This is a genomic window from Aulosira sp. FACHB-615, assembly GCF_014698045.1.
Taxonomy (GTDB): domain Bacteria; phylum Cyanobacteriota; class Cyanobacteriia; order Cyanobacteriales; family Nostocaceae; genus Nostoc_B.
Genome location: NZ_JACJSE010000072.1, coordinates 1 through 6,632, shown reverse-complemented (window position 1 = coordinate 6,632; position 6,632 = coordinate 1). Strand labels below are relative to the sequence as shown.

8 protein-coding genes and 1 pseudogene are annotated in these 6,632 nt (G+C 39.2%); 3 read left to right on the top strand and 6 right to left on the bottom strand.

Features of this window, described 5'->3' with window-relative positions; all coding sequences use genetic code 11:
- Positions 1-489: hypothetical protein (locus tag H6G77_RS34990; RefSeq protein WP_190874108.1), on the bottom strand; the 489-nt coding region annotated here is incomplete at its 3' end.
- A gap of 94 nt (positions 490-583) precedes the next feature.
- Positions 584-835, bottom strand: a complete 252-nt coding sequence (locus H6G77_RS34985; RefSeq protein WP_190595294.1) for a hypothetical protein — start codon at positions 833-835, stop codon at positions 584-586.
- A gap of 94 nt (positions 836-929) precedes the next feature.
- Between H6G77_RS34985 and H6G77_RS34980 the strand changes: the two genes are divergently transcribed.
- Positions 930-1,280: a WGR domain-containing protein gene (locus tag H6G77_RS34980; protein WP_190595295.1), complete on the top strand. Its 351-nt coding sequence runs from the start codon at positions 930-932 to the stop codon at positions 1,278-1,280.
- On the opposite strand, the gene H6G77_RS34975 is transcribed toward H6G77_RS34980, so the two are convergent.
- Positions 1,277-1,882 (bottom strand): hypothetical protein, encoded by a 606-nt coding sequence (locus H6G77_RS34975; RefSeq protein ID WP_190595296.1) that lies wholly within the window; start codon positions 1,880-1,882, stop codon positions 1,277-1,279. The two genes, H6G77_RS34980 and H6G77_RS34975, sit on opposite strands and share 4 nt — an antisense overlap.
- A gap of 161 nt (positions 1,883-2,043) precedes the next feature.
- Between H6G77_RS34975 and H6G77_RS34970 the strand changes: the two genes are divergently transcribed.
- A complete protein-coding gene (locus H6G77_RS34970) occupies positions 2,044-2,304 on the top strand; it encodes a hypothetical protein (RefSeq protein WP_190595297.1) in 261 nt (86 codons plus the stop codon).
- Between the two features lie 120 nt (positions 2,305-2,424).
- On the opposite strand, the gene H6G77_RS34965 is transcribed toward H6G77_RS34970, so the two are convergent.
- The 3 genes from H6G77_RS34965 to H6G77_RS34955 form a co-directional block, all read right to left on the bottom strand.
- The gene (locus tag H6G77_RS34965; RefSeq protein ID WP_190595298.1) at positions 2,425-3,588 is read right to left on the bottom strand and encodes a ParB/RepB/Spo0J family partition protein; all 1,164 of its coding nucleotides are present in this window, start codon (positions 3,586-3,588) and stop codon (positions 2,425-2,427) included.
- Between the two features lie 2 nt (positions 3,589-3,590).
- The gene (locus H6G77_RS34960) at positions 3,591-4,451 is read right to left on the bottom strand and encodes a ParA family protein (RefSeq protein WP_190595299.1); all 861 of its coding nucleotides are present in this window, start codon (positions 4,449-4,451) and stop codon (positions 3,591-3,593) included.
- A 515-nt stretch (positions 4,452-4,966) separates the two neighbouring features.
- A complete protein-coding gene (locus tag H6G77_RS34955) occupies positions 4,967-5,917 on the bottom strand; it encodes an RNA polymerase sigma factor, RpoD/SigA family (protein ID WP_190595300.1) in 951 nt (316 codons plus the stop codon).
- Positions 5,918-6,402: 485 nt separating this feature from the next.
- On the opposite strand from H6G77_RS34955, the pseudogene H6G77_RS34950 reads away from it, so the two are divergent.
- Positions 6,403-6,632: pseudogene (locus H6G77_RS34950) on the top strand (hypothetical protein); the annotation flags it as partial.

Genomic DNA, 6,632 nt, shown 5'->3' with positions numbered 1-6,632 from the left:
GTTGGTAGGTTTAGGTTTAGTGGTTTTCTTGGTTGTGGTAGATTTGGGCTTGGTGGTTTTGGACTTGGGCTTAGTCTGTTGCACAACGGAAGCTGCTGGCGGCAACAGCTTGAGTGTGGGGAATGGAAATACAACAGCTTGGGGTAGTATTGGGTTTGGTTGAATGTCTGTAGGTAGTTCCCAAGGTTCGGGCAGTTCGCGCAACTGCGTTTCTTGCCAAGGGTCATCTGTTAGCACGAACTCTGGTGTAGCGATTTGTTGTGCTGGTACTGGTGTGGTTGGTGTTGGTTCTGGGGTGGCTGGTGCTGTTGTTGTTGTAGCGAGTAGTTCTGGCACCAGGGATGGGTCAAGGTGTTGGATGTGGGCGGCGGCGTAAGCTTTGGTGCAGGAAGCGAACGCAGTGTTCACAAAGTCTACGACCATGAAGCTGAAGAAGCCTACAACAACAATTTCCAACAAGTAATTGAGAGATAGTTGAATAGTTTCCATTGTTTTGTCTCCTAAATGTCGAGAGTTATTTCAATGGCGAATAGCGAAGCGAAAAGACCTCCTGTTTTCACGGGAGGTCTAGAACAATTAAATGTCAGAACGGAATTTCGATTTCATCAAGTTCTTCGTCTTGAAACAAGCAGAACAGTTCTATCTTCAATGGGTTGATTAGTCTTTGCAGAAATTGATAATTCTGTGGATGCCAACAGCCGTCGCTCAACGAATTTTCCAGCCAGCCCTGAAGTTGGTCAATTAGTTCTGGGTTATTGCTAATCAGATGCTTTTCTGCCTCAGTCCACTCACGCTGCGAACCATCTGCAACTACTACAAAGATTTGATTGGTCATGATTATTTGTCCACCAATTTCCACAAAACTTGTGCGTAGCGTTTGTGATTTCCTGGCATTTAAGTATTATACAAGAAGGGCTGTGTATGAAAAAATGCTTGAGCAAACTGTTTACCGACTAGACATCTGGCAAGAATGCAAGTGGCAACGGCACACGCGATTTTACGCCTTAACGCTGTGTCAGAATGTATTTGGCGAGTGGGTCATCACCAAAACCTGGGGTAGTGCTGCCAAAAAAGGATTCGGTAAATCACAAGACCTAGATTTTCCTGATTATCAAGCCGCATTGGACAACTATCAAAAGCTACAGCAGCGCAGAGAGAAACGAGGGTACACAAAGTTTGAGGGAAAATCACGATACTGCTTAATTCCAGCACAAACCACATTGCCCCAGCCCCCAACCAGAGAAAACAAGCTTTCTCCTGGGCAGCTGTCGTTATTTTAGTCCAGTATCCCCAATAATATCTTGAACAGTATTTCAAGCTGATCTGGCACTATGTACAGGTTTAAATCCTCGTAAATTACATTCTCTTGTTGCTGGAGAAAACCAAATTTCCAGATGTTACCAATTGTTACCGCACCATAAATCTTGGTTGATTCTGACTCACTAATTTGTGCCAATGCGATCAACTCTACAGCTAACTGGGTAAAACCTCTGGTCAAGTCAGCATTTTTGGCTTCCACTATCAACAGTTGGTTGCTGTTTTTGATGTAGTAGTCTAATGTCCCTTTTAAGTATTCACCAGCATTCACCGGATACTCAATGTTCAGCTTAGTTTGGTAATAATCGCACACTTCAAATAATATCGGAGCGATCGCCGCTTGTTTTCTCGCATCCTCCGTCAACAAACTAGTTAGCCGAAGGTTTCTGTTGATAGTTGTATTTAGCTGCTCAAAGCTAGTTGGGAGGTTCTCGACAGCAGGTAAGTCTAATTTTTGATTAAGATAATTGTAGTCAAGCTCTTTCAATATCTCTTCTATTGGAAAAGACATTTGGAAGTAATTACTAAAAGTGTAGCTTTGTCCTGGTTGTAATATTTTTGTCATATTAAAACATCCCAAGGTGTAAATTTAACCAAGGCAGGATTTAATTACTGCCAATTTCAAATAGTCGCACAGTTTTTCTGCCGGATTAAACACAGCATTGGACTTAGTAGAAAAGCTAAATCTATACTAATTATTTATATAGATAAAATTCCAGGTATTCGATGCCCAGCAAGTACATAGAAGTTCAAGAATACACCGTCAGAGCGCACAAACGTCAGATCCACACGCGCACATTCAACTTTGTCTGTAAGCAGTGCGAACAAACAACCTCTCGTGAGACTTATGGCCCACGACCTCTGTACTGCGAAACCTGCCGTCCTCCAGTACCACCTAAGAAGTCTTCTGTAGCTGCACCAGCTAAAAAAGGTAAGCCCAGGGCTAAGGTTTATCGAAGTGATGTTGATTTTCAGAAGTCTTCATAAGGCGATCGCTGACTGTAAGCAAAATGCTTCTGGTGCGTAATTAACCAGAAGCATTGAAGTAATTTGCTTTGGGCGATTTCAATCGTTGATAGTACAATTATACTATTTCTCTAGACATAATTACATAAGAGTTTCAATTTCGTGTAGTGTTTGTTTAAGAACTTCATGTAATTTAGAAAGTCTAGTTGGTTCTAATGATTTTAAGTTTATTGATTGTATATCTTTAATAGTTTTATCTATTTGTTTTTCATGTTTGGTTTTATTATTAGAAGCATTGTACTTCTCTAGTGTTTGCTTAACTAATGTTTTAGTTTGGCTCAAGGAGAGTTTGTTTTGAACGACTTGCTGAGTAATTTGAACACGAATGCCTCTAGCCTGAGATTCATCAACTTTTAGCTGTTCAGCAGATAGTTTGTTAAGTTCCCTTATTTTGCTACTTTCTAATCCTTCAGAGCGAATAATAACCTTGAGGTCTTCTGCCACCTTGAGTAGAGGAAAAATATTATTATTAACAGATACTGGATTAAGTTGTAGCCCTAGTAAGACAGAAACTATTTCATATTCTTCCTGTTCCTTAAAATCAGATGTTTCTAGCCACTCTTGCTGAGTTATTAAATCAGCATCTTTGATCAGTGCTAAATCTTGTATCTTCTGACTGCGGACTAGACGATTAATAAAAGCATTGAGGAATTTTGGGATTTCATCTTCCTGACCGATGAAATTAGGGTATTTAAATATAATTAATCTAATTAAGGCAGTGGCTAAATCAAGATCATGAAGTTTTTGCGAGTGAATACTAGTTACTAGTTGCCCTTCAAAGACTGCTACTTCGTCTGGAATTTCTTCTTTGGATAAAAAGACGGCTTTTAGTTTTGTCATTTCAGCTAATGGAGCTGCTCTCCACCTGAGTTCTCCATCAAATAATTTGTAACGCCCATCAAGTTGAGGAATAAGCACTATTGGATTTTGCTGTCCTTGCCTACGCAAGCTTTCAGCTCGTTCCTGAATTATTAATGGAGGAAATGTTTGTCTAGGTTGTGTGGGGTCGGGATCTATAAGACTAATTGCAATTTCATGTACCCCACCTTGAGTAGCCAGCTGGTTAGTGAGTTGCTCAATTTGCTGTTCTAATACAGCTTTTTCTTCTGGGCTGAATACATTTGCCCGTAACTGAGTAATTTCTGCCTCAAGTTTCTCTATCTGACTTTTAAGTTGATGAATTTGCTGAGACTGTCCTGCTTGACCAAACAGTTGACTAATCTCCACAGGTTTTTTACTTGGCATTATCAATCCTCTGTTATTAATTTAATTAAGCTACTCACAATTGGCTTGAAATCTTCACTAGCATCATAGCCAGGTCGATATAAATGCAAGGGTAATCCAGAACCACTAGCTTTGAGATAATAATTCGACTCTCGAATGAAGGGAAAGCAGCGAATTCCCATTTGTTCAATTAAGTAAGGAAGAGTTTTTTCAGGATCAATATCACTTCTGGGTTTGCCTTTTTTGTCTAGCCCTAAAATATCCCTATGCGCTCCTACATCGTATAAATCTACCCTTGTAGGTACAAACCCTAAAATTTCAGGTTGTGGTTTTAATCTTAAATCGTCTACTTTACTATAGAACCAATCTAAAAAACCTGCGAAAGCTCCTGTATCTTTATACTCTGGCTTAATGGGAACAAGTACATGAGTACAAGCTGCTAGAGCTATTAATCCCATAGGCTCTAAAGAGGCAGGAGTATCAAAAATAATTAAGTCACTGTTTAAAGGAAAATCTTCTAATCTATCTTTGAGCGTATAGTGACGGCGACTGTAATTATATATTTCGGCAATACTTTCTTCCAGAAATTTACCGCCTTGAATAGCTGTCACAGTGGAAATATGTTCTTCCCAAAGCGGAATCAATGGGTAGTTACCTGCGAATGTTTTTTTCAATACAATTGCTAGAGATTGTTCCATCGCTGCTGGTGCAAGCCTAGCAAAGATACACAGTGAACCGTTTTGATCAAGCTCTATTAAAGTAACTTTGTAACCTTTTGCACCAACAGCATAAGCCAAATGGGTTGCGACAGTGGTTTTCCCCGATCCGCCTGCATTACTAGCAATTGTTAGCCGAATCTGCTTTTTAGCTGGTTTCTTTTTCATGGCAAAGTTTTTTGATATCCATATAATTTTTAACTCTAGTTATTAAAAGCCACAAATATACCAAAACGATTTTAGTCGTAACTTTGATAAAAGCTTGCCTAGAGGCGAGAGTACAAACTGTCTAAGAAGTCTAAAGAAAAAAATTAACCATTCAGGTTATCTATGTGAAACTAACATTAGTTTCAAAAACGATGAAACTAATGTTAGTTTCATTATTCAATACCTTTGCCAATTTACGAGGGTGATTGGATGTACAAACTCTGATTCCTCTGAAACTGGGCAAAAACAATCAGTTCTAAAAATACCTTTCAGGTTTCCCGCAAGGTATTTTTTAGTATATTGCCCACAGTATATAGGCTCTGACACTCCAAGCCACCTTGTTAGCAAAAGGTTTATGTATGGGTAATTTTGCCAGTTTTTTGCCAAAATTTTTGTAGGCTCTTATTTTGGCAAAGGTATTGATTATTAAGTGCATTATTCTTCAATGTGTTAAACATTGGATACCATCTACAAATTCAACCAGCCACATACTCTAGCATTTTCTGTTGCTCACGTCGTAGAACTTTAATAGCCTGCTGCTGAATGTGATTAACCCTAGCTGGACTGATTTGGAGTCTTTGGGCAATTTGTTTAGCAGTTACCTTGCCTTCGTTGCTGAAGCCAAAACGTAATAAAATTACCTGCTTTTGTATTGGTGTTAGTAGACTCAACCAATCATTCAGGTCTTGACAAAAAAGTTCTTGAGCAACATACTCGAACGGAGAAAGACTATCGTCAGGTAAAAGTTTTTGTAATTGCGTGTCTTGCTCCTCGCCAACTTGTAAGTCTAAGGAAACAGGTTGACGAAATGCCGCCAAATATTCTCTAACCTGAGTTGGCTGTACATTAATAACTTTTGCTATTTCTGTAATTGTGGCAGGGCGACCAATTTTTTGAGAAAGCTCCTGTTGAACTTTCCTAATTCGCATAAACTTCTCACTCAAATGACAGGGGAGTCTAACAGTGCGTGATTTTTCGGCAATCGCTCGCATGATAGCTTGGCGAATCCACCAGTAGGCACAAGTGGAGAATTTATAGCCACGATTAGGGTCAAACTTTTCAGCAGCCTGCTGCAAGCCGATTACGCCTTCTTGAACTAAATCTAACAAGTCTAGATTGCTCCACTGATGTTTTTTAGCGATCGCTACTACCAAGCGGAGGTTGGCGTTAATCATTTTTTGTTTGGCACGTTGACCTTGTTCTAGGATGAAGTTTAACTGTGCTTCAGTTTTTTTGAGTTTTGCAGCTAGTTCAACATTAGTGATTTCTCTATGAAGCTGTTGCTGGAGAATAGATTTTTGTTGCTGGACGGCTATCAACTCCTGTATCTGTCTAGCATAGAGAATCTCTTGTTCTGGTTTTAGCAATGGGAAGCGACTAATTTCTTTAAGGTAAATGCCAACTGTATCTGAATCAAGCCTAGACATGGAACTTAACTGGTTTGGTAACAAAGATGTTGACACAGAGTATAAATCAAATACTTAAATATCGAAATTAATTTCTGTTGTCAATGTTAATCAGGTTTTTGTTCAGTCAAGAATGAGGCTATTGTAGCGGGAATATCAATATCGTAGATGTTCAGGAATACCGATGGTGAGCAACTGATTGCTTAAAACAGGCACTGGCTATAACAAATTAAAAGATGATTTTACTGAATTGTTACAACCAAAGTTTGTATTTGAATAGAACAAATTAACTTAAGCCAAAAAATAAGTAAACCTTGCAAAAAATCCAAAACTACAAATAGGGGTCAAATGGGGGTCATATAACCCCCAAAGATTAAAATTCACAGATGGGGGCTAAATGGGGGTCATATAGGTTACATTTGACTCCCATTTAGGGTATCCTCAAAAAGCCCTGATTTTATGCCGCAATTAACATCAATGACTTTTTTAAATTGGAGCAAAGCAAGATGACGAATGTCCACGCACTGCAAAAAATTTTTCCAGCAGGCTTTGACAATGGCTACGGTAGCCTGAAACTTTTAGTCGATGGTTTTGATGTAGTAAGAATCCCCAGCTACATTTCGACAGCAGATATGGAAGATGTTCCAGGTAGAGTGGAATTTGATGGGACAGCATACACAGTTGGCGAATCCGCGTTTCGTGCCGGAGATCATTTTGAACGCAACACAGATAGCAA

Coding starts and splice junctions, on each gene's coding strand:
- H6G77_RS34975 (WP_190595296.1), bottom strand. CDS start 1,882: ATGACAAAAATATTACAACCAGGACAAAGCTACACTTTTAGTAATTAC.
- H6G77_RS34980 (WP_190595295.1), top strand. CDS start 930: ATGCTTGAGCAAACTGTTTACCGACTAGACATCTGGCAAGAATGCAAG.
- H6G77_RS34965 (WP_190595298.1), bottom strand. CDS start 3,588: ATGCCAAGTAAAAAACCTGTGGAGATTAGTCAACTGTTTGGTCAAGCA.
- H6G77_RS34960 (WP_190595299.1), bottom strand. CDS start 4,451: ATGAAAAAGAAACCAGCTAAAAAGCAGATTCGGCTAACAATTGCTAGT.
- H6G77_RS34955 (WP_190595300.1), bottom strand. CDS start 5,917: ATGTCTAGGCTTGATTCAGATACAGTTGGCATTTACCTTAAAGAAATT.
- H6G77_RS34970 (WP_190595297.1), top strand. CDS start 2,044: ATGCCCAGCAAGTACATAGAAGTTCAAGAATACACCGTCAGAGCGCAC.
- H6G77_RS34985 (WP_190595294.1), bottom strand. CDS start 835: ATGACCAATCAAATCTTTGTAGTAGTTGCAGATGGTTCGCAGCGTGAG.